This window comes from Staphylococcus sp. FSL W8-0305 (genome assembly GCF_037966415.1).
Classification (GTDB): domain Bacteria; phylum Bacillota; class Bacilli; order Staphylococcales; family Staphylococcaceae; genus Staphylococcus; species Staphylococcus aureus.
This window is the reverse complement of the sequence record NZ_CP150198.1, coordinates 1,325,299-1,351,680: the sequence shown is the minus strand read 5'-3', so window position 1 is coordinate 1,351,680 and position 26,382 is coordinate 1,325,299. Positions and strand designations below refer to the sequence as shown.

Here is a 26,382-nt window from a genome sequence, read left to right as displayed (position 1 = left end):
ATAATTTATGGGGGGGAAATTATGAAGATTGAAGACTATCGTTTACTAATAACATTAGACGAAACGAAAACGTTACGTAAAGCGGCTGAAATTATATATATATCTCAACCTGCTGTTACACAAAGACTAAAAGCTATTGAAAATGCTTTTGGAGTAGATATTTTTATCAGAACAAAAAAACAATTGATTACAACAACTGAAGGAACAATGATTATTGAGCATGCCCGTGACATGTTGAAAAGAGAGCGATTATTTTTTGACAAAATGCAGGCACATATTGGTGAAGTGAATGGAACGATATCAATCGGGTGTTCTTCATTGATTGGACAAACCTTACTTCCTGAAGTTTTGAGCCTATATAATGCCCAATTTCCTAATGTTGAAATTCAAGTACAAGTTGGTTCAACTGAACAAATTAAAGCAAATCATAGAGATTATCATGTTATGATAACTCGTGGAAATAAGGTAATGAATTTAGCTAATACACATTTATTTAATGATGATCATTATTTTATTTTTCCGAAAAATAGACGAGATGATGTTACAAAGTTACCATTTATAGAGTTTCAAGCTGATCCGATTTATATAAATCAAATAAAACAATGGTATAACGATAATTTAGAACAAGATTACCATGCAACTATTACAGTGGATCAAGTAGCAACTTGCAAAGAAATGTTGATTAGTGGTGTAGGTGTTACAATCTTGCCAGAAATCATGATGAAAAATATCAGCAAAGAACAATTTGAGTTTGAAAAAGTAGAAATTGATAATGAACCGCTGATTCGTTCGACATTTATGAGTTATGATCCGAGTATGTTGCAATTACCACAAGTTGATTCATTTGTAAATCTTATGACGAGCTTTGTTGAAGAACCAAAGGCGTAGTCTTAGACTAATTTAAGGTTAGTATTTAATTTTAAGATATACGGTTAAATTGAACACAGTTGGATGCTAATGCACCAACACAGAAGCTGACGAAAAGTCAGCTTACAATAATGTACTGGGGTGGGACGACGAAATAAATTTTGCAAAAATATCATTTCTGTCCCACTCCCATAAGAGCCCCTAATTAATAAATTAAAAGGGGACTAAAGGAATACAGTTGATTGCTAATGCACCAACAGCAAAAGAGCCCCTAATTAATAAATTAAAAGGGGCTCTAAGAAGCGGGGTTATGGATATGTTTGCAGCGTTATTACAAATAAAGAATTATAAACTCTTTGTTGCTAATATGTTTCTATTAGGTATGGGTATTGCGGTTACGGTCCCATATCTTGTTCTTTTTGCAACTAAAGATTTGGGTATGACAACAAATCAGTATGGATTACTTCTAGCATCTGCAGCGATTAGTCAGTTTACAGTAAATTCAATTATTGCTAGATTTTCGGATACGCATCACTTTAATAGAAAAATTATTATTATTCTCGCATTATTAATGGGTGCGCTTGGTTTTTCAATATACTTTTTTGTAGATACAATCTGGTTATTCATATTACTATATGCGATTTTCCAAGGATTATTTGCACCAGCAATGCCCCAACTTTACGCATCTGCTAGAGAATCTATCAATGTTTCAAGCTCTAAAGATAGAGCCCAATTTGCCAATACAGTATTACGTTCAATGTTCTCATTGGGCTTTTTATTTGGTCCATTTATTGGTGCGCAATTAATCGGATTAAAAGGCTATGCTGGATTGTTTGGTGGAACAATAAGTATCATTTTATTTACTTTAGTACTTCAAGTGTTTTTCTATAAGGATTTAAACATTAAACACCCTATTAGTACGCAACAACATGTTGAAAAGATTGCTCCTAATATGTTTAAAGACAAAACGCTTTTATTACCATTTATTGCATTTATTTTATTACACATTGGACAATGGATGTATACGATGAATATGCCTTTATTTGTTACTGATTATTTAAAAGAAAATGAGCAACATGTCGGTTATTTAGCTAGTTTATGTGCTGGTTTAGAAGTGCCATTTATGATCATTCTTGGCGTTTTATCATCTAGATTACAGACTCGAACATTGTTGATTTATGGAGCGATTTTTGGAGGTTTATTCTACTTCAGCATTGGGGTATTTAAAAACTTCTATATGATGTTAGCAGGACAGGTGTTTTTAGCTATTTTCTTAGCGGTTCTTTTAGGAATTGGTATTAGTTATTTCCAAGATATCTTACCAGATTTCCCAGGATACGCCTCAACACTATTTTCTAATGCAATGGTTATTGGACAGTTAGGCGGTAACTTATTAGGTGGTGCTATGAGTCACTGGGTAGGTTTGGAAAATGTATTTTTTGTATCAGCAGCATCAATCATGTTAGGTATGATACTTATATTCTTTACTAAAAATCAAAAAATTACAAAAGAGGATGTGATATCAACATGACAATTGTTTTATGGCTACTTATCATCGCTGCCTTCATGTTAGCATTTGTTGGATTGATTAAGCCGATTATTCCTTCTGTTTTAGTATTATGGGTTGGCTTTCTAATCTATCAATTTGGCTTTCATAATCAGCATTTATCATGGGTGTTTTATGTATCTATGGCATTGCTAACAATATTAATTTTATGTGCGGACTTTTTAGCTAATAAATATTTTGTGAATCGCTTCGGTGGTTCTAAGTTTGGAGAGTATGCAGCTTTAATTGGTGTCGTTATTGGATGTTTTGTTTTACCGCCATTTGGAATTATTATCATTCCATTTATTTTGGTATTCATAGTTGAATTAATACAAGGCTATTCATTTGAAAGAGCAGTTAAAGTAAGTATAGGTTCAATCGTAGCATTTTTAACAAGTAGTATAGCTCAAGCGAGTCTGGGACATAAATCCCTAAAAAAACAGCAGTAAGATAATTTTCAATTAGAAAATATCTTACTGCTGTTCTCTATTTATACAATACTTCGTATTGAATGGCTTCGCTTTCCTAGGGTGCCGTCTCAGCCTTGGTCTTCGACTGGCACTGCTCCCTCAGGAGTCTCGCCATTAATACTACGTATTAACATGTAATTTTACTTTGAAATACTTTAAAAAAATAAGACACTTTCGTATAATTTAATAAATACCACTAAACTAAATTAACGAGGTGCCTTATGTATAAAAATTATAACATGACCCAACTTACACTACCAATAGAAACTTCTGTTAGAATTCCTCAAAATGATATTTCACGATATGTTAATGAAATTGTTGAAACGATACCTGATAGCGAATTCGATGAATTCAGACATCATCGTGGCGCAACATCCTATCATCCAAAAATGATGTTAAAAATTATCTTATATGCATACACTCAATCTGTATTTTCTGGTCGTAGAATAGAGAAATTACTTCATGACAGTATTCGAATGATGTGGTTAGCTCAAAATCAAACACCTTCTTATAAAACTATTAATCGTTTTAGAGTAAATCCTAATACTGATGCATTAATTGAATCTTTATTTATTCAGTTTCATAGTCAATGTTTAAAGCAAAATCTTATTGATGATAATTCAATTTTTATTGATGGTACAAAAGTAGAAGCTAATGCCAATAGGTATACATTTGTGTGGAAGAAAAGTATTCAAAATCACGAATCGAAATTGAACGAAAATTCAAAAGCATTATATCGTGACTTAGTTGAAGAAAAAATAATACCAGAGATAAAAGAAGATGGAGATAGCGATTTAACAATAGAAGAAATAGATTTAATTGGTAGTCATTTAGATAAAGAAATCGAAGATTTAAATCATTCTATTCAGAACGAAGATTGTACTCAAATTAGAAAACAGACCCGTAAAAAAAGAACTGAGATTAAGAAGTTCAAAAAGAAATTTGATGATTATTCCGAAAGAAAAAGTAAATATGAAGAACAAAAATCGATTCTTAAAGATAGAAATAGCTTTTCTAAAACTGATCATGATGCAACTTTTATGAGAATGAAGGAAGACCATATGAAAAATGGCCAACTTAAGCCAGGATACAATTTACAAATAGCGACAAATTCTCAATTTGTTTTATCCTATGACCTATTTCAAAACCCGACAGATACTAGAACTTTAATTCCATTTTTAACAATGATTCAAAATACCTTCGGTTATTTACCGGAGTATATTGTAGCTGATGCAGGTTATGGTAGTGAGCAAAACTATATGGCTATTATAGATGATTTTAATAAAACGCCACTTATTACGTATGGTATGTTTATTAAAGATAAAACGAGAAAGTTTAAAAGTGACATTTTTAACACTCAAAACTGGAAATATGACGAACTTAATGATGAATTTATATGTCCTAATAACAAAAGAATAGGTTTTAAAAGGTTCTGTTGCAAAGTTAGAAATATAGTATAATAGTCAACAAAAATGAGGTGCAGAGGATGAATTATTTCAGATATAAGCAATTTGACAAAGATGTCATTACTGTAGCCGTTGGCTACTATCTAAGATATGCATTAAGTTATCGTGATATATCTGAAATATTGAGAGAACGAGGCATCTATGTTCATCATTCAACAATTTATCGATGGGTACAGGAATATGCTCCTATTTTGTATCAAATTTGGAAGAAAAAGAATAAGCAAGCTTATTATAAATGGCATATAGATGAGACGTATATCAAAATTAAAGGGCAATGGAATTATTTATATCGCGCTATTGATGCAGATGGCCATACACTAGATATTTCGTTACGTAAGAAACGAGATAATCACTCAGCATATACGTTTATTAAACGTCTTATTAAACAATTTGGCAAACCTCAAATGATAATTACAGACCAAGCCCCTTCAACGAAGGTGGCAATGTCCAAAGTGATTAAAGATTTTAAACTTACCCCCAACTGTCATTGTACCTCTAAATATTTAAATAATCTCATTGAACAAGATCATCGTCATATCAAAGTAAGGAAAATAAGTTATCAAAGTATCAATACGGCAAAGAATACGATCAAAGGCATTGAATGTATTTATGGACTATATAAAAAGAACCGCAGATCTCTTCAGATCTACGGGTTTTCGCCATGCCGTGTAATTAGCATCATGCTAGCTAGTTAATACGAAGTATTATTTTAAACATAAGGTTAGACACTTATTTTTTAACTTTGCAACAGAACCTCCTATTTTTAGTAATATTTATAGCCCTAACAGTTAGATAAACTGCATTTATAAAACCCAAAATAGTATATGGAATTAAAATATATAAATTTTCTAATTGAACTAAGAAAGTTAACCCAACTAAAAATAAAACATTCAAAACGGTAGACATAATAAAAGCTATATCTAACTCATTTTTTTTATTCAAAATACATTCCTCCTTTTTTAAAATTTTACCATAGTTACTTTATTGATGTTGAGCCTCGGAACCCTTAACAATCCCAAAACTTGTCGAATGGTCGGCTTAATAGCTCACGCTATGCCGACATTCGTCTGCAAGTTTAGTTAAGGGTTCTTCTCAACGCACAATAAATTTTCTCGGCATAAATGCGTGTCTATGCGTAGACATGGAGACACTTCAGAATTATGGAGTGATTACATGAGTTTAACTATTTTTCTTTATTCAGTTTTAGGAAGTTTATTAGCAAATTATATCTACGAAAAATCTTCGAAAAGAAGTTCAGCTCATGATAACGAGTTTACCTATGATGAATGAAGTCATTGGAAATCCACTACTAGATAAATTTATGAAAGATTTAATTATTCAAATTTTAGCAATGATTTCAGAACAAGAAAGAAATGAAAGTAAACGTCGACAAGCTCAAGGGATTCAAGTCGCCAAAGAAAAAGGTATATATAAAGGGAGACCTATTCTGTATTCTCCCAATGCTAAAGACCCACAAAAGCGTTTAGTTTATTACCGAGTTGTTGAATTACTTGAACAGGGTAAATCTATAAGTACTATAGCTAAAGAAGTTGGTATTACACGTCAAACTATATATAGAATAAAAAATAGTAAATAAAATAACATAGACAATAATCTATATAGATGTTAATCTATTTAATGTCTAGGAGGTTTATTCATGTCTTATAAAGAACTATCAACAATATTAAAAATTTTATCAGATTCAAGTAGGTTAGAAATATTAGATTTACTTTCTTGTGGTGAGCTATGCGCTTGTGACTTATTAGAACACTTTCAATTCTCACAACCTACACTAAGTCATCATATGAAGTCATTAGTAGATAATGAATTAGTTACAACACGAAAAGACGGTAATAAACATTGGTATCAACTTAATCATGCTATTTTAGATGATATTATCCAAAACTTGAACATCATTAATACATCTAATCAAAGATGTGTATGTAAAAATGTGGAATCAGGTGACTGTTGATGACTATTTTAGCAATTGTAATTTTTCTTTTAACTTTAACCTTTGTGATTTGGCAACCAAAAGGTTTAGATATTGGTATTACAGCTTTAATTGGAGCTGTTGTTGCTATCATTACAGGAGTCGTAAGTCTTTCTGATGTATTAGAAGTAACAGGTATTGTTTGGAATGCAACTTTAACTTTTGTGGCTGTTATTCTTATTTCATTAATATTAGATGAAATTGGTTTTTTTGAATGGTCTGCGATACATATGGTCAAGGCTTCAAACGGTAATGGCTTAAAAATGTTTGTTTTTATTATGTTACTTGGAGCAATTGTAGCAGCATTTTTCGCAAATGATGGTGCAGCTTTAATCTTAACGCCTATTGTATTAGCGATGGTAAGGAATCTAGGATTTAATCAAAAAGTGATTTTCCCCTTTATTATTGCCAGTGGTTTTATTGCTGATACTACATCACTTCCCTTAATTGTAAGTAACTTAGTTAATATCGTTTCTGCAGATTACTTCGATATTGGATTTATTGAATATTTTAGCCGAATGATCATTCCTAATATATTCTCTCTGATTGCTAGTATTCTCGTTTTATGGTTATATTTCAGAAAATCCATACCTAAAACGTTCGATACAGAAAATCTATCAGATCCTAAAAGTGCAATTAAAGATTCTAAGTTATTTAAGCTTTCATGGATAGTATTAGCAGTACTACTCGTTGGATATCTTGTTAGCGAGTTTATCCAAATTCCTGTATCAATTATTGCTGGTATTATTGCTTTTATCTTTGTAATATTAGCTCGTAAATCTAAAGCAGTTCATACAAAACAAGTGATTAAAGGTGCACCATGGAATATCGTTGTATTCTCTATTGGTATGTATCTTGTTGTGTTTGGACTAAAAAATGTAGGTATTACAACGGTCCTTGGGGATGTTTTAACAAACATTTCAAATTATGGGTTATTTAGCAGCATCATGGGTATCGGCTTTATAGCTGCTTTCTTATCTTCGATTATGAACAACATGCCAACTGTTTTAATAGATGCAATAGCGATTGGCCAATCCAGTGCTACAGGAATATTAAAAGAAGGCATGGTTTATGCGAATGTCATAGGTTCTGATTTAGGACCTAAAATTACGCCAATTGGTTCTTTAGCAACATTATTGTGGCTACATGTCTTAACACAAAAAGGTGTGAAGATTTCGTGGGGAACATACTTTAAAACTGGAATTATCATCACTATTCCAGTCCTATTTGTAACACTCTTAGGTTTATACCTTACACTAATCATATTTTAAGAAAAGGGGCTTTAATTATGGATAAGAAAACAATTTATTTTATATGTACAGGAAACTCTTGTCGTAGCCAAATGGCTGAAGGTTGGGGAAAGGAAATATTGGGTGAAGGTTGGAATGTCTATTCTGCTGGTATTGAAACACATGGTGTTAATCCTAAAGCAATAGAAGCTATGAAAGAAGTAGATATTGATATATCAAACCATACGTCAGACTTGATTGATAATGATATTTTAAAACAATCAGATTTGGTCGTAACGTTATGTAGTGATGCAGACAATAATTGTCCTATTTTACCACCAAACGTTAAAAAAGAGCATTGGGGTTTTGATGATCCAGCAGGTAAAGAATGGTCAGAATTCCAACGTGTTAGAGACGAGATTAAATTAGCTATAGAAAAGTTTAAATTGAGATAATCATAAACACCTCTTATTTAGTTAATAAGAGGTGTTTTGCCATTTAAAGAACAAAATTTGTGCCATATACAATATGCCCTCTCTTTTTCTCATTAACGAACGTTTATAACGCAATCATGATGAGAGTATTAATACAGTTAATTATTTGAAATACTTTAGTTTACATAATGTTGAATTATAGGTAGTGAAATTGTATTTATTATACATTGTCATATCGTTGTTTAATGATAGTTAATTTAAGGATAATAGAATTAATATTATATATAGATGAACAAAACAAGCAACAGAGCAAAAAAACACTTTTAGATTATTTTTACTCATTCTCTATTTTATTTATTTTTGCTATAATAAATAAAGAATATTAAATGGAGGTGTTTTTATGAAAAAGAAATTTGTTTCTAGTTGTATTGCTAGTACAATCTTATTCGGCACTTTATTAGGTGTAACTTATAAAGCTGAAGCTGCAACAGTACATGTAGCTGGTGGTGTTTGGAGCCATGGTATTGGAAAACATTACGTATGGTCTTATTATAGTCACAATAAAAGAAATCATGGTTCAACAGCAGTAGGGAAATATTCATCTTTTAGTGGTGTTGCTCGACCTGGTGTTCAATCTAAGGCATCTGCTCCAAAGGCTTGGGGTGGAAACAAAACATTTTATAGTCTTCACTAATTACATATATTAATTAAGGAGAATAGACAGAATTAAGTAAACTTAATTCTGTCTATTCTCTTGAAAGAGGCAATATGAAAAAATTCAAATTATTTTTAGATTTTAGTACTTTATTATTAATTTCAGGGCTATTATTTTTATTTTTCTTCAAAGAAAATGAAGAAATTATACCTGAAAGTTCCAATATTTTAACAATCTCTAATTGGGATAAATCTAACAGTAAATCAAAAGTGTTAGATGTCATTGAATCAGGCGCCAAAAATCAAAATATACAAATAATTAAATCCGTTAAAGATTTTGATAATAAAAAAGAATTTTTTGTTTTCAACTCAAAACGAAATAATTCTGACTTTATACGTAATAAAACATCACTTTTAACTCCATCAGATTTATTAAACAGAGAGATAAAAGGAAAGTATTATATTATTGGTGAACATTTCAATGTAGAAGAGCTTACGAGTGAATTAAAAAAAGCTGGTTTAACATCTGAAGTTGAATACATAAATAGAAACATATTATTTTTTGAATTAGTCATAGATAATGATTTATTAGTGCCTTTCATATTCTTAGGCGTATTATATCTTTTGTACTTCTTATATGACAGAGGATATAATTTGAAATTTTATGCTATTCAAAAGCTACATGGCTTTTCAACTACACGCATTATTTTTCATAATATTCATATAAAAATCATTTATTGGCTAGTACTTACCACTATTTTCTTTATTGCTAATATATTAATCATTCATATAGCCAATTTAGAATTGGATTTCTTAATGTTTATTCGTAGATTTATCGTGTTGCTTTTTGTTTTTGCTTGTATTACTACATTGTTGTGGCTGATTTCGTATAGTCTTCTTTTGAAGTTAAGTATTCCATTAACCTTAAAAGGGAAAAAAGGATATAAGTTTTCAATATTTATGGGTACCTTCACCAAATGTATCATGGTGCTAATACTATCTTTTTTACTGGCACAAAATTTAAATGCTTATACGAAGTTAAAGAATATATATGACTCTGAAAAAATCTGGCAAAAGTTAGATAATTACTATACATTAGAGATTTCTCCTAATATTAGAAATTCAGAAGAAAAACAAATTTTAGAAACTAATATATACAATTTAATTAAGAAAAGCGAACAACTTGGTGGATTGCTTTTAAAGAATAATAATATAGCCAATCCCGATAAAAACAATTACATTCCTGAAAATGGCAATGTCTTTTTTATCAATAACAATTTTCTGAATTTCTATAAAAATATAAATCATGATTTTAAAATGATTGTCAATCATTCGGATAAAATAAACGTGTTTATTCCTCCAAGGTTACAATATCAAAAATCTGAAATTCAAAAAAATCACCAAGGATGGATTGACTTTCAAAAGCAACAAAACAAAAAAGTAGATGTGCAAGTACTGTCAAAAAACGTATCTGTTTTTTCTTTTGATCGCACAACTAATTTGAAATTTGGATATCTAGATTCTCCAATAGTAATGTTGTTGACACCTGACGATTTAACAGGAGATTTTTATTTAGCTGCTGTTTCTCAAGGTGGATATCTATTTAAAGATTTAGATACACTTAAACAGTTGCTTAAAGATAATCACCTAGAAGAAGAAATTAGCGGTATAACTAATTACAAGGATTCTGTGTTAAATGAATTAAATGAAACGAAAACAAAAATGATAATAACAATAGTTACTATTATTATTAACGTTTTCATTCTTTTGATAGCTACTGTATTTGAAACAATTCAATATTTTAGCTGGAATAAAAAGCAACTATTATTAAGAAAAATTCATGGTTATTCATTATTCAGCAGTAATGTACGTTATTTAACAATTTCTATTTTACTTTCTATTATGTTAGCTTACACTACGCATATTTTATTTGGTTCAAAGATATTACTATTCATAATAATGTCTATTGCTATTATTCAACATTTACTTCAAATTGCTTATATTAAATATCTTGAAAAATACTTTAAAGATTTAATGAGGGAGATTTAAACAATGAAAAGAACTTTAATTATTGTAACAATTGTACTATTAATCATCATACTTAGTCTGTTATTGGTTAGAAATGAGCATTTAGATCGTTTTAACCCACTGTTAAAAGAAAAAGTATCTTATGCCAAAGTTCCAAAAGATACCCAGGACTATAGAAATATAACTGTATACTCTAAAAATGGAGAAAAAAAGAGTTATAAATTGGATTTTTTAGGTTATGATCCTACAAAAGAATATGTGAAAGTAAATCATAAAGGGAAATATGTGCGTTCGATAGAATACATTACAAAAGATATTCCTAGCTTTTTAAAATGAGGTGACCGATAGTGATAAAACTTGAAAATGTTTTTGTAAAAAAAGGTAATAAAAACATTTTAGACGGATGTAACTTTAATTTTGAAAAAGGAAAATCATATGCTTTAGTTGGAGAAAGTGGCGCTGGAAAATCTACTTTACTTAACATAATCGCCGGGTTCGAAGATGTATCACAAGGAAGCATATATATTGAAGATAAGTTACTAAAAAAGAAAGTCGATTTTTATAGATATACGTTAGGGTATTTGTTTCAAAATTTTGCTTTACTTGAAAATCAAACAATCAGTCAAAATTTAGGTTTAGCCCTAAAGTTCAAAAAGAATAAAAAAGATAATATGAACTTAAAGAAAGAAGTATTAAAAAAGGTCGGCCTAGATTTAGATATCAAGAGAATTGTTAGTTCTCTAAGCGGTGGTGAACAACAAAGAGTAGCATTGGCAAGATTAATATTAAAAGATCCGAAAATCATTTTAGCTGATGAACCTACTGGATCACTAGATACGAAAAATGGAAAAATAGTTATTGATTTATTATTGAAGCTACTTGATGAAAATAAAACTATGATTGTCGTAACGCATGATTTAGAGCTTGCGAAACGATTTGATGTCATAGTCAATATTTCTGAGCTTAGAAGTTAAGAAATATTGATAGGTATAGCCATACATAGAGAAAAAACAATATGAAATATGATTAGTCATTACTTTTGAGTTTTTTAATTTAAGGACTGGATTTTCCAGTCCTTTTTTGTGATGACAAAAAACAAGCCTCGCAGAGCACACGTTTTTAATGACTTATTTGGTTTTTAATAAGTCTAGTATGTTAAAACTTTTCTGTGTTTAGGTGTTATAATCATATGCAGTGGAAGTTGATTTATTATGTCTTATTCAATTATTCGAGTTGTTAAAGTGAAATCAAAAACAAATACAAGAGGTATTCAAAGAGAAAATAAAAATTATGAAAATATAGATATTGATTTAAGTAAGTCATATTTAAACTATGATTTAGTCAATGATACTAAGTTTGATTTTAATAAAAAAATTGATGAGAAAATCGAAAAAAATTATAAAGGGAAACGCAAAATTAGAACAGATGCCATTAAACATATTGATGGATTAATTACATCAGATAATGTGTTTTTAATCAATTATCTGAAGAAGAGACAAAATAGTTTTTTAAGCATGCTAAAGCGTTCTTGGAAGAAGAATACGGTAAAGAAAATCTTTTATATGCGACAGTACATATGGATGAGATAACACCACATATGCATTATGGCGTAATTCCTATTACTAAAGATGGACGTTTAAGTGCGAAAGAAGTTGTAGGTAATAAAAAAGCATTAACCGAATTCCAAGATAGATTCAATACGTATATTAATAAGCAAGGCTATGATTTAAAACGAGGAATTTCTAGACAACTTACAAAAGAAAAACATGATCAAGTTAGCGGCTATAAACAAAAAACAGAATATCATAAACAAATGTATATGCGCGAGAAGCAAATAGAGGATCATTTAAAGTGAGAAAATGATAAATTGATATAAAACTACCAAAAATCATTAGATACGCTTAAAAAGCTTCTGAGTGTCATGTATGAAATTAAAACTAAAAATGTAGGTGGATGGTTTCATAAAGAGAAGCAAGAAACAGGCAATATTGTAATTACTAAAACTTATTTTGAAAAATACACTAAACAAATTAAAGCAGCACAGATGATATTAGATGATTATGAATGGATTAAAAGTGGGAAGTCATTAAAAAAATCAGAGAAACAAAATGAAAGTTTAGTTAATGAATTGACTAGTGTCCATATGGAAAATGAAAAGCTGGTTGAAGAATTTAATGATTTAGCACAACGTTATAATTATTTGTTGTCAGAGAATGAAAAGAAAGATAAAGAACTAAATTATACGCTTAAGTTATTCAATCAAGTTTTTAAAATCATTAAAAGTATGATGAAAGAAGAGCGTTATCATACGCTAATAAATCATATTGATAATCATTTAGACAATTCTAAAATACGTGAAGTAATGACGATAGATAACAATGATGAACAGTTCTTTAAGAAGAAATATCAAGCACAAGAATGAGAAATCATTTTTAAAGAAGATAGAGAAGATGGTTATACATTATAAAAATAGATATTTAAATGCATTTGTTTGAGGTTAATTATTTTTTAGGATGAAAAATAGGTAGCCCCCCTCTAACTTTTTAATATATTTTTATAAATCTTTTTAAAAACCTTTTTAGGGGCTTGTTCAGACCTAGAGCAACAAGGGATTTCAATGCCTGAAGGAGTGTTTTTGCCACATAAAAGGAGTGTTTTAAAAAGTTGTACTCCTTTTATGGTTTGACATTGATAATAAAGTAGTTTATTGTGAATAAAAGTTTTCAAATGGGAGTGTATATTCAAACGATACTCCTTTAGGTTCGTAATAAAGGGGGGGCTGTATCATGACAGGAGAGACAGTTGTATATAAAAATGAAATGAATTTAGTTCCATTAAGGCGATTTACAGCTACTGAAATTAATTTATTTTTTGCGATGTGTAATAAATTAAAAGAGCAAGATACTAATACATTACGTTTGTCTTTTGATGAATTAAAAAAATTAAGTAATTATAGTCCAGAAACACGTAATATTAATAGATTTGCTAATGATTTAGATAATGTGTATAAAAAGATGTTGAATTTAACCATTAGATATGAAGATGATGATGTAATAGAAAGATTCGTTTTATTCAATCATTATAGAATCCATAAGCGAGAACAATATCTAGAAATATCAACTTCTTCAAATTTAAAACACATATTGAATTCAATTACTAATAATTTTACAAAATTTGAATTAAAAGAAATGACTAGGCTTAAATCTACATATTCTAAAAATATGTTTAGATTACTTAAACAATACAAACATACAGGCTATTTAAAAATTCACATCGATGATTTTAAAAATCGTTTAGATATACCTAAATCTTATCGTATGACTGATATTAACAAAAATGTTTTTAAACCTATTATTATTGAATTAGGTTCTATATTTAATAATCTTACTATCAATAAAATCAAAGCGAAAAAAGGGCGTAAAATTGAATGGATAGAGTTCACATTTGACGCTGAGAAACGCATTCATAACAAACGACAACCTCAAATGTCCAAGATAGATAAATCAAGACAATATGTGAGGCGTGAAAAGACGCCTAAATGGTTAGAAGAACGGTCATATGAAAAGCAACCTCAAAAAGATTACGACCCACAATTAGAGAAAGAACGAGAGGATTTTTTAAAACAACTTGAACTGAATTGGGAATAACGCAACTTTTCGTTGCGAGTTGGTTAACTAAAAGTATCGTGACTTTTCAATTATTTTAATTATAGTTTGAGTTAAGGAGTGATTTTATGAAATTAGCTGAAGCTATAAAAGAACAGAGAGAATTAAAAAGATGGTCTCAAGAGGAATTAGCCAATATATTAAAGGTTTCCAGACAAAGTGTTTCTAAATGGGAAAGTGCCAAAAACTATCCTTCCTTAGATATTTTGATTGCTATGAGCGATTTATTTGGAATCTCTTTAGAGCATTTAATTAAAGGAGATGCACGTTTTAAAAAAGTTATTTTAGAGGGAAATTATAGAGAGAGTAACAGGGCACCTTCCATAGTTGATTTTCTTTATGATTTTTGGTGGCTTTTCTTTCCTGTTGCCGGATTTTTAGTTTGGGCCATTCATTCGTTCATGGGTTGATTTTAAAATCAAAATTTAATGCACATCAGGCAATATGAAAAAGGAAAGTATTTTTACGACACCTTGAAATGTATTGATAAGAATAGAAGAGTTTACAAAAGGCAATATGAAATATATACTAAAAGTAACAAGAATTTCGTTTGTAAACGCACCAAACCCCGAACTATTCGCCGTAGTTCGGGGTTTTTTGGTGAATTGGCTTTAATCGTCTATATTATTTTTTATCACGTTTATGGAGCCAATAACCAAATAACGTAACGAGACAACCACTGATTGCCGTTGTCATGATGTGAACAAGAATTTCATTCATAAATCGCACCTCCTCTCTACGCCGAATTGACGTCTGAGAGATAGACGACCTTCACATTATAACAAATCTCTTCTTCCATGAAATAACATGAATATTAATAAATGTTGTTATATATTAAAGATAAATAAATATAAGGGTGGGATTGATAATGTTTGGCGATCAAAGATAAGAAGCTACAAAATATGTCATTAAAGAAGGTTATCAAGATATTTATTTCCTCAACAAAAACGGGGAATGGTATTATTTCGAAGTAAGAAGTGCCTGGCGTGGCAAACATATTATTAGAGTTAAAGATGGTTTGTTAGGTTGGAGAAAAGAAATAGTAACTGAATAAAGATACAAAATACTTGCCAATGCAAAAGAATGAAAACGCGTCAAATCAACGATGTATAAAAGATGCATAAAAGATAATGAAAGTAAAAAGCCATAAATGCCTATATGACGGCATTTATGGCTTTTTGTTTGGTTAACATAATCGATGATTACCAGAAGTTCTCACTATATAAAAGACACTAAAATTTTATAACTTTTAGTGCCTAATCAATTATTTTAGCTACCAAACAAACGACTCCAAAACCCCTTTTTAGGTTCCGTTTCTTCACTCTTTTCTTCTATATCACTATCATTGTCATTTAGATTAGCTGGAACGTCTTCTCTTTTTGCTTCTTCACCTTGTGTACTTTCGTCGCTTTGACTTCCAGATATATCCTTATATTGAATCTCTGTTTCTTTGGTTTCTTCCTGATCTCTGTTAATATTTACAGGATTAGTAGTATATGTTTTTTCTTGTGCATCAACGTTTTGTCTAGTGTTAGTAGATGTATCAAAGGGATAATTAAGGTGTTTTTCTTTTTCTAATTGATTTTCTAATTTTTGAATCTTTTTATTACTCTCTAATGCCAGAACTTGCTGATTTTCAAGCAATTTTGATCTTTATTGCAACTCTTTTCTGTAAAATTCAATTGTTGTTTCATGACGACTTTCTTGTTTTTCAATTTGATTATTTAAAGTATCAATCTGATTTTTAAGGATTTCTACTATTTGAGCATCGCTTTTCGATTCAAAATTAATATTATCCGACCCTTTTTTTGTTTGTCTTCAGTAGTACTTTCAAAACCATATTTCTTTTTATTTTCATTTACTCTTTGAATGATTTTTTCTATATCGGTATCTTCTTTAATAAACGAAGTGTTTTCCTGTTTTATTGTCTCTATATTCAATCGCTTAATATTATTAAAAATCGTTTGCTTACTAACCCCTAATTCTTCACTCAACTTTTTCACACTTTTCATATCATCAACCCTTTATAAACCCTTGATAAAACTATATTTTCCCTTTTATAAGTTTATTTAAAGTGCTATAATAAACTTAATATAACAAAAACCCCAACTACTGGTAATAGTCGGGGTTTGGTAATAAAACGTTTAGAAACTGTTTATTTATATAATTTTCGATACTTGTATTATATAATGAATAATATCTTAGTGCAAGCACCTAAATCATTAAATAAATGTAAAGCTAAATAAAAACGTTTTATTACCTCTTACCAAACTAAAATATGGAAAGAGGTTTTTTGTCATGCAAAATCAATATTTTACAGTGCAAGAAAATTATAAAGAAAGATTTTATCAAATCCCTAAAGTATTCTTTACCAGTGAAAATTATAAAAATCTAACTAATGATATGAAAATAGCCTATGCTATCTTACGTGATCGCTTAAATTTATCTATTAAAAATAACTGGGTTGATGAAGATGGTAACATTTACTTTGTTTATTCAAATGAAAAGCTAATGGAAATCTTAAATTGTAAAAAAGAAAAGTTAACAAAAATAAAAAAAGGGTTAGAAAACGATGGTCTACTCATTCAAAAACGACGTGGTTTAAATAAACCAAATATTCTATATTTAATGAAACCTATTGTCACAGAACGTGATATTTACAAAATAGAAAAAGAAGAAAACGATGTTGAACTTTACGGCGAGAAGGAAGTTCGAAAATCGAACGTCCAGAAGTTCGAAAATCGAACGTCCAGAAGTTCGAAAATCGAACACTAATGATACTGACTTTAATGACATTGACTTTAATGATACTGAGAATAATGATATGAATGACTTGAATGATATAAAGTACAAAAATGAAATTAGTAATCATTCAAATCAATTTACACATAATTTTGATGATAAAGAAATGCTATTGCAAGAATTCCCAGAACAACTAACTAATTATTTATTAAAATATGATTATAGAGATTTAGAAATCATAAAGGCTGTTATTCTTAAAGCAAAAAAATCATTTAATTCAAGGCATGAAGATATGCATTACATGTTAGAGGACATTGAGGATGAAATATTAACTTCTTTAAAAAGACTTAAAAAAGCTATACATGATAGGGGAGTTAAAGGCCAAAAGGAAACAATAAAGTCAATGCAAGCTTATTTAATGCAAACAATTCTAACTGAACTTGAAGAAACACATGCCCTTTATATGCGCCGTAAAAACATGAAACAATATAATATCTTTAATCAATAATTCAAATGATTTTATAACACTCGAAGAGACATCAAAATATTCCGTTAAATCATCTGACTTTTTAACTGATGACGACGAAAAAATCAAGAAATTGTAAGTGATTTAGAAAAAGGTTTGTATCGAAAACGTATGTTAAGTTATGGTGGATTGCTTAAACAAAAGCATAAAATTTTAAACTTAGACGATGCCGAAGATGGTAATTTGATTAATACAAGTGATGAAGATAAAACGACAGACGAAGAAAAAAAGCACATTCAATTACCGCAATTTGGAATTTCGAAAAGCAAAATTATTATTTAAGACATTAGTGATAACTGATGTCTTTTTTTATTGTTTTTCTGTAAAAAAGTGCTGTCTTATTTTTGTGACAAATGCTGTATGTAGTGTCACAAAAGTGTGACACTACAGCTTTTTATGACCTCACACAAAAACATTTTCGAAGCCTTGAAATATCTGGCTTTGCCAGATCCCCCATTCATTGATGGGGACAAATTTCCCTTATGCTCTTACGGAGTTTTTAGAGAAAAATTGAAATTTATCGATTTTTGATAAAAAACGCCCTGCAGGAATTTAGAAAAACATGGGAAAGTTTTAAAGAATTTTATGCTCATTTTTAATTTGCATGTAAATGGGCAGTGTTAAAAAATTAGTCACTGGTTTTGCTGAAATTTTTGTTTGTGAAATTACCATATATTTATTTGGCTCGTATTTTCGTTTTAAGAGCTTATATAAGTTTTAGATAGAAAACTACGCGATTTATCTTTTAATCTTTAAAATCCCCCTTTAAAATTCAAAATAGGGGCATTCATTATTTTAGTAAGTCTTGTGATAAAGTTTGTTAAAAAATTGGAGGAGTCTATTATGAAAAAGTTTTTTATGTTTTTTGTTTGTTTATTAACTGTGTTTTTAAGTTTTAATTTTGTTAATTCGATTTTATTTGACGGTTCTTTTGTCTTTTTAGAAAGTTTTATTTATTCATTGGTTTTTACACTCGTTTTTTTAGGATTAGAGGGGGATAAGGAGAAAAAGAAGTAGGAAACGCATTTATGCCGAGAAAATTTATTGATATTGAGAAGAACCCTTAACCAAAATTGAAGACGAATGTCGGCATAGCATAAGCTATTAAGCCGACTATTCGACAAGTTTAGGGATTGTTAAGGGTTCCGAGGCTCAACGTCAATAAAGCAATTGGAATAAAGCAATATAGATTTGCTATCTAATAATCTTTAGAAGTTTTTTTCATTAATTTTTCAAAATCAGTATCGCTAATATTTGATTGAGTAAGTGTGATTAAGTTTCCATCTGGATCTTTTATTGTCATTTCTTTAGCGTTCCATGGTTGTTCTTCTAATTGGCTTACTATAAATTTTTGTGAAATGTTTTGTGATTTTTCTTCGATATCTTTTACTAAGATATTTAAGTATATTGAGTTTCCAACTTCAAAATCTTTTTGAGAAATTAGCATTAAGTCTTGATATTTCTCTAGTCTCAAATGATTCATTAGCACTTTATTAAACATTGGCATTTGATAAAATTCCATTGTTTTCACCTCTTTTTTTATTTATTGTAATGTATTACGTTACGTTAATGTCAAAAAGAGGTGGTTTTTGAAACGAGTTTCTTCTTGTCTTGATACTATAAAAAAACAAAGTTATATAACATAAGACGACTTATCGGAAGTAGATATGCTTGTATATTCACAGATGGTATAATAATAGAGTCGCCTATCTCTCAGGCGTCAATTGACGAAGAGAGGAGGTGCATTACTTTGCTAATCATTTTCGTTCACATCATAGCACCAGTCATCAGTGGCTGTGCTGTTGCGTATTATACTTATTGGCTTAGTAAACGCAACAAATAATTAATAGGCGACTTTATAAGCCAGCATCGAAAAAATCCCCACACTACTGCAATAGTGTGGGGATTGGTGCATTAATTGTTAATCATTTTCGTTATATAGATTATAACACTGGTTAGTAAAGAAATGCAAAGTGATATGTACAGTATCAGTTACAAGGTATCGTTTCAATATTTTGACGCTAATTGTCAATAATTTAAAGGATAATTTATGAATGTTATGTATTGAGAGTTTATCCTTTTTTTATATAGATTGTCATTAGAACGTGCATTAAATTTAGAATAAATAATACAAAGATCAAAATTCATGAAATCAAATTTTTAATAACTTCATTAAGCTTCGTATCAATATACTTATCCTTATGTATGACTAAATAGAAATAACGTTTGATGTCTAAGTTTGTTACTTCTAGCTTTTCTAAATCATAAGGTGTTAATGTTGATTTAGAAACAATAGAAAAGCCTTTATCAGCGTGGACCATATTTTTAATTAGATTTGTGTTGTTAATTTCTACTAAATAAGAGGATGAAGTCATTTGTGATAACGCATTTTCCTGATAGACTCTTGTCCCTGATCCACGTTCTCTGATAAAACATATTGACTTATTTGAAGATGATGATTTTTTGCGAATTAATACTATTTCATCTTGAGCAATACGTCTACTGTGTATAATATTACTTTGAACCTCTTTTTCGATTATACCTAAATCGATAGTGTTATTCTTAATATGTTGTAATACTGTATCAGAATTATTTAAATACACATGAATGTATAATTCAGGATAATTTTTGGCTAAATCAGCAAGATGTTGTGACAATCGATATTCGCCATAAGTGTAACTACTCCCTATCGTTAAATCTCCTGAAATTATATCAGGTTGCATTTTCAAATCGTGTCTTAAGTTTTGTTCTAATCGCTCACGTTGTAAAGCATATTGAAATAGTTTCTCCCCATCACTTGTTAAAGACATTTTAGAATGTCTAAATTCGAAAATTTTTACATCGTATTCCAGTTCTAATCGTTTAATATCGCGACTTATTGATGGCTGTGAAGTATATAAATTTTCTGCAGCTTTAGTAAAACTTTGCGTTTTAACTACTTCAGTTAGAACTTTTAATGAATCCATTAACTAGGTCTCCTGACATTTGAATACCTCTATTATAACAAAAATGTTATGAGTAATATACTTAATATTTATTTTACGTTATAACTATGCGATGCTAAGCTTTTGATAAAGGAGGAGTTAAAAAGTGAAGTCCTTAAAAAGCAAAGCCTTTATTTATGGTTTATTATTCACATTTATCATCGCAGTTATAAGTTTATTAGGCTCAAAGTTACCATTTTTAGATAAGATAGGTGCTTTAACAATTGCTATACTGATTGCGATTCTATATAGACATTTTAAGGGTTACCCTGAAGCATATCGTTCAGGAATCGCATTTTCGTCTAAACGGTTACTGAAATTAGCTATTATATTATATGGATTAAAGTTAAATATTTATGATGTAATTGGAAAAGGTAGCGATTTGGTATTAATCGATATTGGAGTCATCCTTTTTAGTATCGGATTAATGTTGTTACTAAATAAATATATTAAAGGAGATAAAAACCTCATCCTATTATTAGGTATTGGCACTGGGGTGTGTGGCGCGGCAGCTATTGCAGCAGTATCTCCAATATTAAAATCTAGAGAAAAAGATTCTGCGATTAGTATTGGTATTGTCGCACTTATTGGCACTATATTTTCGCTTGCATATACTGTAATATATTCTATTTTTACAATATCTCCTGAAGTATTTGGGGTCTGGTCAGGTACAAGTTTACATGAAATTGCACATGTAATTCTTGCTTCAGACTTCTCAGGCCAAGAGGCTTTGAGTATGGGACTGTTAGGAAAACTGGGACGTGTGTTTTTATTAATACCTCTGAGTATTATTTTAATTTTAATTATGAGAAAAAAATCGCATAGTGAGAATGAAAAAAAGCGTATTGATGTACCTTACTTTTTACTTGGTTTTGTCATGATGGCATTATTCCATACTTATGTATCCTTGCCACACATGGTTATGCAAATTATAGATAATATCACTACTATATGCTTATTGATGGCAATGGTTGCATTAGGGTTAAATGTTTCATTTAAAGACTTAAAAGATCGTGCTTTCAAACCATTAATAGCTGTCATTATTGTATCTATTTGTTTATCAACTGTGACATTTATTGTTGCTAAGTACTTTTATAGTTAGACTATAAGTATATTAAAAAATTGATATAGATTCTCACAAACAAACACAACACATTGAAGGCATTCCATATTACTACGGTCAAAAAAAGATCAGCCTTTTTCTTACTAGGCCTATTCTTCTTTATTATTACTGACATATCAAGCTTTACAATGCATATTCCGACTTACCTTGACAGTTTAATTATAGTAAATTTCAATATTTCTATTAACTATGGAACAATATAATTTAGGGTACATTCTAATCATACAAATGAAGTTGTTGAATTTATAATAGCTTAAACGTATGATTAGTGTGTATTTTTTAACTTTTATTATTGTTGAAAGTTAAGTTGTATTTACTTATCACTCTTTTCATCTTCTAATTTATTGAGATAACGATAAATTGTTGTACGTGAAACTTGCCATTGTTCAGCAATTGTCTTAATTGGCGTACCATTATCATAAAGTGTTTTGAGCAATTTTAAATCTTGTTTGTTTAATTTTTCGGGTCTTCCACCATACCGTCCTCTAGCACGTGCTGCAATTCTACCAGCTGAAGAACGTTCTAAAATTAAATTACGTTCAAATTCTGCAAATGCTGCGAATAAATGAAATAATAATTGTCCGGTAGAACTTGATTTATCCATCGTTATATTTTCTTCTAAACTATGGAAACTTACACCTCGTTCATTAAGCTCATTAACTAATGTAATTAAATCCTCCATATTACGTCCTAGTCTATCTAATCTCCAAACAACAATAGTATCTCCAGACCTTGCAAATTCAATTGCTTTATCTAAACCAGGTCTTTTACTTTTTGAACCACTCATATGATCGTTAAATATCTTTTCACAACCATATGCATTTAATCGATCTTCTTGTAAATTTAAATTTTGTAATCCTGTTGAAACTCTTGCATAACCTATTTTCAAAATACAAACCTCCTATATCCATCATTAGTGTACCATAACTTAAATACGGGTACTTTTATGAACATAGATTTTTTATTGGGTTTCTGAACATAAAAATAAATGTAATCCTCACTTATTTCGATATAAAAAAAGAGTGTACAGAAAATGGTTATTTTCTGTACACTACAAAATAAAAAAGTCAAATGGTATATACCCCTATCCCGTATATGTTACACTCAAATTGTCTTATTACTATCTTTAAAAATATAAAATTAGGAGGTTTAATTTTGTCGAATAACAAAAAACACCAAAATCATGAGCATCATAGTCATCAAGAACATGAAAATCACACTAGTCATGGTAATCATGAACATCACCATCATGGAAATTTTAAAAGTAAATTCTTTATTTCTTTGATTTTTGCGATACCGATTATTATTTTATCGCCCATGATGGGAGTTAAATTACCGTTTCAAATTTCATTTACAGGGTCAGATTGGATTGTATTAATTCTTGCTACAATTTTATTCTTTTACGGAGGAAAGCCATTTTTATCAGGGGCTAAAGATGAAATTTCAACTAAAAAACCTGGAATGATGACGCTTGTTGCTCTAGGTATTTCAGTAGCTTATATTTATAGTTTATACGCCTTTTATATGAATAACTTCAGTGGTTCATCCACACATACAATGGACTTTTTCTGGGAATTAGCGACTTTAATTTTAATCATGTTATTAGGTCATTGGATTGAAATGAACGCAGTAGGTAATGCAGGCAATGCACTGAAGAAAATGGCAGAACTTTTACCTAATACTGCAGTGAAGCTGATTGATAACAATCAACGAGAAGAAGTTAAAATATCAGATATTCATATTGACGATATTGTGGAAGTCAGAGCAGGCGAAAGTATACCCACAGACGGAATCATTGTTCGAGGAGAAACATCAATTGACGAATCATTAGTTACTGGCGAATCAAAAAAAGTTCATAAAACTCATAATGATGATGTTATTGGAGGTTCAATTAATGGTTCAGGTACAGTACAAGTTAAAGTGACTGCTACGGGTGAAAATGGCTACCTATCTCAAGTTATGGGTCTTGTTAACCAAGCTCAAAACGATAAGTCAAAAGCTGAACTCCTCTCTGATAAAGTCGCAGGTTATTTGTTTTACTTTGCAGTAAGTATTGGCCTGATTTCATTTATCGTATGGATGCTTATTCAAAACAACGTCGATTTCGCACTTGAACGGCTAGTAACCGTATTAGTCATTGCTTGTCCACATGCATTAGGCTTGGCAATACCTTTAGTTACAGCACGTTCTACCTCTATAGGCGCACATAATGGTTTAATCATTAAAAACAGAGAATCTGTAGAAATCGCACAACACATTGATTACATCATGATGGATAAAACTGGGACACTAACTGAAGGTAACTTTTCAGTGAATCACTATGAAAGTTTTACAGACGAGTTAAATAATGAAGAAATATTGAGTCTATTTGCTTCATTAGAAAGTAATTCTAATCATCCACTTGCCACTGGTATTGTTGATTTTGCTAAAGGCAAAAATATTTCATATGCTACTCCTCAAGAAGTTAATAATATTCCAGGTGTAGGCTTAGAAGGCACAGTTGATAATAAAAAACTCAAAATAGTGAATGTTTCTTATCTCGATAAAAGCAATTTTGATTATAATAAAGAACAATTTACGAATCTCGCTCAACAAGGGAATTCTATTAGTTATCTAATTCATGACCGACAAGTTATTGGTATTATCGCACAAGGCGATAAAATTAAAGAAAGTTCAAAACAAATGGTTTCGGATTTATTATCGAGAAACATTACGCCAGTCATGCTTACAGGCGATAATAAAGAAGTGGCACAAACAGTGGCTGAAGAATTAGGTATTAGTGATGTCCACGCGCAATTGATGCCCGAAGATAAAGAAAGTATTATCCAAGATTATCAAAGCAATGGTAGCAAAATCATGATGGTTGGTGATGGTATCAATGATGCGCCAAGCCTTATTAGAGCAGATATTGGTATGGCAATTGGCGCAGGGACAGATGTAGCTATTGAATCGGGGGATGTCATACTCGTTAAAAGTAATCCTTCTGATATTATCAATTTTTTGTCCCTTTCAAAAAATACGATGAAAAAAATGGTTCAAAATTTATGGTGGGGCGCAGGATATAACGTGATTGCAGTTCCTCTTGCAGCTGGTATATTAGCTTCTATTGGTTTAATATTATCACCTGCTGTGGGTGCAATACTTATGTCTTTAAGTACGATCATCGTAGCAATTAATGCATTTACATTAAAATTAAAATAAAAGAGGTAAATATAATGTATAAAAAAATGTTCACAATTTTAATTACGTTATTTTCTATAATGTTTATGGTTCCTAATGATACTTTTGCAGAAGGTAAGCACAACATGATGGACATGAAAGAAAATGATCAAAAGCGAAATGATATGATGGATATGAAAAGTCATGACGAAAGAAAAAATTTGAATTCTTCACAAGGAAAAAATGAAATAACATTTCCCAAAGTTTTAGATCCTAAAAAAGATAACAATGGTTATAAAAGTTATACATTAAAAGCGCAGAAAGGAAAGACAGAATTTTACAAAGGTAATTTCTCTAACACTTTAGGATACAATGGAAATTTACTTGGGCCAACTTTAAAATTAAAAAAAGGAGATAAGGTTAAAATTAAGTTAGTCAACAACTTAGATGAAAATACAACATTTCATTGGCATGGGTTAGAAATAGATGGAAAAGTGGATGGAGGCCCTTCTCAAGTTATAAAACCAGGAAAAGAAAAAACAATAAAATTTGAGGTTAAACAAGAGGCTGCTACATTATGGTATCATCCCCACCCCTCCCCAAATACAGCTAAACAAGTTTATAATGGTTTATCAGGGTTATTATATATAGAGGATGACAAAAAGAATAATTATCCTAGCAATTATGGGAAAAATGATTTGCCTATAATAATCCAAGATAAAACATTTGTATCTAAAAAATTAAATTATACAAAAACGAAAGATGAAGATGGTACTCAAGGTGATACAGTCCTTGTGAATGGGAAAGTAGATCCTAAATTAACAACAAAAGAAGGAAAAATACGTTTGAGACTTTTAAATGGCTCCAATGCTCGGGATTTAAATCTTAAGCTAAGTAATAATCAAAGTTTTGAATATATTGCTTCAGAAGGCGGCCATTTAGAAAAGACTAAAAAGTTAAAAGAAATTAATTTAGCTCCTTCAGCAAGAAAAGAAATAGTAATAGATTTATCTAAAATGAAAGAAGAAAAAGTCAATCTTGTTGATAATGATGAAACAGTAATTTTACCAATTATTAACAAAGAAAAAAGTACTAACAAAGACACTACTCCAAAAGTAGATAAAAAAATCAAATTAGAAGGTATGGACGATAATGTTACTATTAATGGCAAAAAATTCGATCCTAACAGAATAGATTTCACACAAAAGGTAAACCGTAAAGAAACTTGGGAAATTGAAAACGTCAAAGATAAAATGAGTGGTATGAAGCACCCGTTCCATATCCACGGAACGCAATTTAAAGTTTTATCAGTGGATGGGAAGAAACCTTCAGAAGATATGAGAGGCAAAAAAGACGTTATATCTCTGGAACCTGGACAAAAAGCCAAAATAGAAGTGGTTTTTAAAAATACTGGGACATACATGTTCCATTGTCACATACTTGAGCATGAAGATAATGGAATGATGGGACAAATAAAAGTAACAAAATAATTTATATCG

Annotated in this window: 26 protein-coding genes and 5 pseudogenes; 25 read left to right on the top strand and 6 right to left on the bottom strand. The window is 30.1% G+C overall.

Features of this window, described 5'->3' with window-relative positions:
• The first annotated feature begins 21 nt into the window (after positions 1 to 21).
• The 5 genes and pseudogenes from NST10_RS06695 to NST10_RS06675 all read left to right on the top strand — a co-directional run bounded on the left by NST10_RS06695 (position 22) and on the right by NST10_RS06675 (position 5,044).
• On the top strand, positions 22 to 888 hold the full coding sequence (locus NST10_RS06695; protein WP_209025678.1) for a LysR family transcriptional regulator: 867 nt from the start codon (positions 22 to 24) through the stop codon (positions 886 to 888).
• A 289-nt stretch (positions 889 to 1,177) separates the two neighbouring features.
• Positions 1,178 to 2,398 carry a sugar efflux transporter gene (locus NST10_RS06690; protein ID WP_000367064.1) on the top strand — a complete coding sequence of 407 codons (1,221 nt, stop codon included), beginning with the start codon at positions 1,178 to 1,180 and terminating at the stop codon, positions 2,396 to 2,398.
• A complete protein-coding gene (locus NST10_RS06685; RefSeq protein WP_000158021.1) occupies positions 2,395 to 2,862 on the top strand; it encodes a DUF456 domain-containing protein in 468 nt (155 codons plus the stop codon). Before NST10_RS06690 ends, NST10_RS06685 begins: the two co-directional genes overlap by 4 nt.
• 242 nt (positions 2,863 to 3,104) lie before the next feature.
• A pseudogene (locus tag NST10_RS06680) lies at positions 3,105 to 4,316 on the top strand (IS1182-like element ISSau3 family transposase); the annotation flags it as partial.
• Positions 4,317 to 4,369: 53 nt separating this feature from the next.
• Positions 4,370 to 5,044 (top strand): IS6-like element ISSau6 family transposase, encoded by a 675-nt coding sequence (locus tag NST10_RS06675; RefSeq protein ID WP_001105942.1) that lies wholly within the window; start codon positions 4,370 to 4,372, stop codon positions 5,042 to 5,044.
• 34 nt (positions 5,045 to 5,078) lie between these two features.
• Here the strand turns inward: NST10_RS06675 and NST10_RS06670 are convergent, their stop codons facing one another.
• On the bottom strand, positions 5,079 to 5,291 hold the full coding sequence (locus tag NST10_RS06670) for a hypothetical protein (protein ID WP_001035802.1): 213 nt from the start codon (positions 5,289 to 5,291) through the stop codon (positions 5,079 to 5,081).
• Between the two features lie 304 nt (positions 5,292 to 5,595).
• Between NST10_RS06670 and NST10_RS06665 the strand changes: the two are divergent.
• The 13 genes and pseudogenes from NST10_RS06665 to NST10_RS06605 all read left to right on the top strand — a co-directional run.
• Positions 5,596 to 5,946, top strand: a pseudogene (locus tag NST10_RS06665) (recombinase family protein); the annotation flags it as partial.
• Positions 5,947 to 6,006: 60 nt separating this feature from the next.
• Positions 6,007 to 6,321, top strand: a complete 315-nt coding sequence (arsR, locus tag NST10_RS06660) for an As(III)-sensing metalloregulatory transcriptional repressor ArsR (RefSeq protein ID WP_000120605.1) — start codon at positions 6,007 to 6,009, stop codon at positions 6,319 to 6,321.
• Positions 6,318 to 7,610 (top strand): arsenite efflux transporter membrane subunit ArsB, encoded by a 1,293-nt coding sequence (gene arsB / locus NST10_RS06655; protein WP_001834181.1) that lies wholly within the window; start codon positions 6,318 to 6,320, stop codon positions 7,608 to 7,610. The genes arsR and arsB overlap by 4 nt, the downstream gene beginning before the upstream one ends.
• A gap of 17 nt (positions 7,611 to 7,627) precedes the next feature.
• Positions 7,628 to 8,023, top strand: coding sequence for a thioredoxin-dependent arsenate reductase (locus NST10_RS06650; protein ID WP_000358995.1), 396 nt, complete (start codon positions 7,628 to 7,630; stop codon positions 8,021 to 8,023).
• A 379-nt stretch (positions 8,024 to 8,402) separates the two neighbouring features.
• Entirely contained in the window at positions 8,403 to 8,696 is a 294-nt protein-coding gene (locus tag NST10_RS06645; protein WP_000726502.1) for a lactococcin 972 family bacteriocin, read from the top strand.
• A gap of 74 nt (positions 8,697 to 8,770) precedes the next feature.
• Positions 8,771 to 10,705, top strand: a complete 1,935-nt coding sequence (locus NST10_RS06640) for a bacteriocin-associated integral membrane family protein (RefSeq protein ID WP_000713732.1) — start codon at positions 8,771 to 8,773, stop codon at positions 10,703 to 10,705.
• 3 nt (positions 10,706 to 10,708) lie between these two features.
• Positions 10,709 to 11,020: a YxeA family protein gene (locus NST10_RS06635; protein WP_000831610.1), complete on the top strand. Its 312-nt coding sequence runs from the start codon at positions 10,709 to 10,711 to the stop codon at positions 11,018 to 11,020.
• 11 nt (positions 11,021 to 11,031) lie between these two features.
• Positions 11,032 to 11,658, top strand: a complete 627-nt coding sequence (locus NST10_RS06630) for an ABC transporter ATP-binding protein (RefSeq protein ID WP_000593106.1) — start codon at positions 11,032 to 11,034, stop codon at positions 11,656 to 11,658.
• A gap of 237 nt (positions 11,659 to 11,895) precedes the next feature.
• The gene (locus tag NST10_RS06625) at positions 11,896 to 12,273 is read left to right on the top strand and encodes a plasmid recombination protein (RefSeq protein WP_001643491.1); all 378 of its coding nucleotides are present in this window, start codon (positions 11,896 to 11,898) and stop codon (positions 12,271 to 12,273) included.
• On the top strand, positions 12,213 to 12,539 hold the full coding sequence (locus NST10_RS06620; protein ID WP_001582045.1) for a plasmid recombination protein: 327 nt from the start codon (positions 12,213 to 12,215) through the stop codon (positions 12,537 to 12,539). The genes NST10_RS06625 and NST10_RS06620 overlap by 61 nt, the downstream gene beginning before the upstream one ends.
• 66 nt (positions 12,540 to 12,605) lie before the next feature.
• On the top strand, positions 12,606 to 13,106 hold the full coding sequence (locus NST10_RS06615) for a hypothetical protein (protein ID WP_000273007.1): 501 nt from the start codon (positions 12,606 to 12,608) through the stop codon (positions 13,104 to 13,106).
• Between the two features lie 364 nt (positions 13,107 to 13,470).
• Complete coding sequence (locus NST10_RS06610; protein ID WP_000145511.1) at positions 13,471 to 14,331, top strand: replication initiation protein; 861 nt, start codon at positions 13,471 to 13,473, stop codon at positions 14,329 to 14,331.
• Positions 14,332 to 14,417: 86 nt separating this feature from the next.
• Positions 14,418 to 14,759: a helix-turn-helix transcriptional regulator gene (locus NST10_RS06605; RefSeq protein ID WP_000761344.1), complete on the top strand. Its 342-nt coding sequence runs from the start codon at positions 14,418 to 14,420 to the stop codon at positions 14,757 to 14,759.
• Positions 14,760 to 14,973: 214 nt separating this feature from the next.
• Here NST10_RS06605 and NST10_RS06600 read toward each other — a convergent pair whose 3' ends face one another.
• Positions 14,974 to 15,069 carry a type I toxin-antitoxin system Fst family toxin gene (locus tag NST10_RS06600; RefSeq protein WP_001002795.1) on the bottom strand — a complete coding sequence of 32 codons (96 nt, stop codon included), beginning with the start codon at positions 15,067 to 15,069 and terminating at the stop codon, positions 14,974 to 14,976.
• A gap of 549 nt (positions 15,070 to 15,618) precedes the next feature.
• Positions 15,619 to 16,361: pseudogene (locus tag NST10_RS06595) on the bottom strand (DUF536 domain-containing protein).
• A gap of 286 nt (positions 16,362 to 16,647) precedes the next feature.
• Between NST10_RS06595 and NST10_RS06590 the strand changes: the two are divergent.
• The 3 genes and pseudogenes from NST10_RS06590 (at position 16,648) to NST10_RS06580 (ending at position 18,634) form a co-directional block, all read left to right on the top strand.
• A pseudogene (locus NST10_RS06590) lies at positions 16,648 to 17,599 on the top strand (replication initiator protein A).
• 19 nt (positions 17,600 to 17,618) lie between these two features.
• A pseudogene (locus NST10_RS06585) lies at positions 17,619 to 17,907 on the top strand (protein rep); the annotation flags it as partial.
• Between the two features lie 553 nt (positions 17,908 to 18,460).
• Positions 18,461 to 18,634: a hypothetical protein gene (locus NST10_RS06580; protein ID WP_000713115.1), complete on the top strand. Its 174-nt coding sequence runs from the start codon at positions 18,461 to 18,463 to the stop codon at positions 18,632 to 18,634.
• Positions 18,635 to 18,815: 181 nt separating this feature from the next.
• Here NST10_RS06580 and NST10_RS06575 read toward each other — a convergent pair whose 3' ends face one another.
• Entirely contained in the window at positions 18,816 to 19,139 is a 324-nt protein-coding gene (locus NST10_RS06575; RefSeq protein WP_000397995.1) for a hypothetical protein, read from the bottom strand.
• A 228-nt stretch (positions 19,140 to 19,367) separates the two neighbouring features.
• On the opposite strand from NST10_RS06575, the gene NST10_RS06570 reads away from it, so the two are divergent.
• Positions 19,368 to 19,460: a type I toxin-antitoxin system Fst family toxin gene (locus NST10_RS06570; protein WP_001791613.1), complete on the top strand. Its 93-nt coding sequence runs from the start codon at positions 19,368 to 19,370 to the stop codon at positions 19,458 to 19,460.
• 301 nt (positions 19,461 to 19,761) lie between these two features.
• On the opposite strand, the gene NST10_RS06565 is transcribed toward NST10_RS06570, so the two are convergent.
• Positions 19,762 to 20,583: a LysR family transcriptional regulator gene (locus NST10_RS06565; protein ID WP_000377738.1), complete on the bottom strand. Its 822-nt coding sequence runs from the start codon at positions 20,581 to 20,583 to the stop codon at positions 19,762 to 19,764.
• 124 nt (positions 20,584 to 20,707) lie between these two features.
• Here NST10_RS06565 and NST10_RS06560 point away from each other — a divergent pair, with 124 nt between their 5' ends.
• Positions 20,708 to 21,703, top strand: a complete 996-nt coding sequence (locus NST10_RS06560; protein WP_000838599.1) for a YeiH family protein — start codon at positions 20,708 to 20,710, stop codon at positions 21,701 to 21,703.
• A 334-nt stretch (positions 21,704 to 22,037) separates the two neighbouring features.
• Here the strand turns inward: NST10_RS06560 and NST10_RS06555 are convergent, their stop codons facing one another.
• A complete protein-coding gene (locus NST10_RS06555) occupies positions 22,038 to 22,613 on the bottom strand; it encodes a recombinase family protein (protein ID WP_000690626.1) in 576 nt (191 codons plus the stop codon).
• A 266-nt stretch (positions 22,614 to 22,879) separates the two neighbouring features.
• On the opposite strand from NST10_RS06555, the gene copB reads away from it, so the two are divergent.
• Entirely contained in the window at positions 22,880 to 24,925 is a 2,046-nt protein-coding gene (gene copB / locus NST10_RS06550; protein WP_000069452.1) for a copper-translocating P-type ATPase CopB, read from the top strand.
• A 14-nt stretch (positions 24,926 to 24,939) separates the two neighbouring features.
• On the top strand, positions 24,940 to 26,373 hold the full coding sequence (mco, locus tag NST10_RS06545) for a multi-copper oxidase Mco (protein WP_000277154.1): 1,434 nt from the start codon (positions 24,940 to 24,942) through the stop codon (positions 26,371 to 26,373).
• Positions 26,374 to 26,382 lie beyond the last annotated feature (9 nt).

What these genes read in the sequence shown, in the direction of transcription:
- mco (WP_000277154.1), top strand. Translation starts at nt 24,940, where the DNA reads ATGTATAAAAAAATGTTCACAATTTTAATTACGTTATTTTCTATAATG.
- NST10_RS06640 (WP_000713732.1), top strand. Translation starts at nt 8,771, where the DNA reads ATGAAAAAATTCAAATTATTTTTAGATTTTAGTACTTTATTATTAATT.
- NST10_RS06600 (WP_001002795.1), bottom strand. Translation starts at nt 15,069, where the DNA reads ATGAATGAAATTCTTGTTCACATCATGACAACGGCAATCAGTGGTTGT.
- NST10_RS06685 (WP_000158021.1), top strand. Translation starts at nt 2,395, where the DNA reads ATGACAATTGTTTTATGGCTACTTATCATCGCTGCCTTCATGTTAGCA.
- NST10_RS06625 (WP_001643491.1), top strand. Translation starts at nt 11,896, where the DNA reads ATGTCTTATTCAATTATTCGAGTTGTTAAAGTGAAATCAAAAACAAAT.
- arsR (WP_000120605.1), top strand. Translation starts at nt 6,007, where the DNA reads ATGTCTTATAAAGAACTATCAACAATATTAAAAATTTTATCAGATTCA.
- NST10_RS06690 (WP_000367064.1), top strand. Translation starts at nt 1,178, where the DNA reads ATGGATATGTTTGCAGCGTTATTACAAATAAAGAATTATAAACTCTTT.
- NST10_RS06695 (WP_209025678.1), top strand. Translation starts at nt 22, where the DNA reads ATGAAGATTGAAGACTATCGTTTACTAATAACATTAGACGAAACGAAA.
- NST10_RS06565 (WP_000377738.1), bottom strand. Translation starts at nt 20,583, where the DNA reads ATGGATTCATTAAAAGTTCTAACTGAAGTAGTTAAAACGCAAAGTTTT.
- NST10_RS06605 (WP_000761344.1), top strand. Translation starts at nt 14,418, where the DNA reads ATGAAATTAGCTGAAGCTATAAAAGAACAGAGAGAATTAAAAAGATGG.
- NST10_RS06675 (WP_001105942.1), top strand. Translation starts at nt 4,370, where the DNA reads ATGAATTATTTCAGATATAAGCAATTTGACAAAGATGTCATTACTGTA.
- NST10_RS06635 (WP_000831610.1), top strand. Translation starts at nt 10,709, where the DNA reads ATGAAAAGAACTTTAATTATTGTAACAATTGTACTATTAATCATCATA.
- NST10_RS06610 (WP_000145511.1), top strand. Translation starts at nt 13,471, where the DNA reads ATGACAGGAGAGACAGTTGTATATAAAAATGAAATGAATTTAGTTCCA.
- NST10_RS06580 (WP_000713115.1), top strand. Translation starts at nt 18,461, where the DNA reads ATGAAAAAGTTTTTTATGTTTTTTGTTTGTTTATTAACTGTGTTTTTA.
- NST10_RS06645 (WP_000726502.1), top strand. Translation starts at nt 8,403, where the DNA reads ATGAAAAAGAAATTTGTTTCTAGTTGTATTGCTAGTACAATCTTATTC.
- NST10_RS06575 (WP_000397995.1), bottom strand. Translation starts at nt 19,139, where the DNA reads ATGGAATTTTATCAAATGCCAATGTTTAATAAAGTGCTAATGAATCAT.
- NST10_RS06650 (WP_000358995.1), top strand. Translation starts at nt 7,628, where the DNA reads ATGGATAAGAAAACAATTTATTTTATATGTACAGGAAACTCTTGTCGT.
- NST10_RS06615 (WP_000273007.1), top strand. Translation starts at nt 12,606, where the DNA reads ATGTATGAAATTAAAACTAAAAATGTAGGTGGATGGTTTCATAAAGAG.